Genomic DNA, 306 nt, shown 5'->3' with positions numbered 1-306 from the left:
CGGGGATGAGGGGGATTCGGCGGGCACAAGGCCTGAAGCGCCGGGGCGGGTGAAGCCGTTGGCGGGTGTCAGCCGCAGGGATGCGGCTGCCAAGCCTACAGGGAGGTATTCACGGCGTCCCGCCAACGGCTTTACCCGCCCCGACGCCGCCCCTGCCCTCTCCGAGCCACCCGACGCCGCTTCGGGGCCCCACTGAGCCTCCCGCGCAGCGCCCCCCAGCCCATCAAGGCAGCGCCGGGCGCCTGAGCCACCCCGAACGCCGGGCAAAAAAAAACCCCGACCGGTTGACCGATCGGGGTTTTCAGG

Annotated in this window: 1 protein-coding gene; it reads left to right on the top strand. The window is 71.6% G+C overall.

The window, feature by feature from the left end:
- Window positions 1-196, top strand: a 196-nt coding sequence (locus LPW30_RS15975; RefSeq protein ID WP_239681378.1) for a hypothetical protein, incomplete at its 5' end; no start/stop codon positions are given.
- Window positions 197-306: the final 110 nt, after the last annotated feature.

Source organism: Ectothiorhodospira variabilis (assembly GCF_022227625.1).
GTDB lineage: Bacteria > Pseudomonadota > Gammaproteobacteria > Ectothiorhodospirales > Ectothiorhodospiraceae > Ectothiorhodospira > Ectothiorhodospira haloalkaliphila.
Note: the sequence above shows the minus strand (reverse complement) of the source record. Positions and strands in the feature narration are given on the sequence as shown.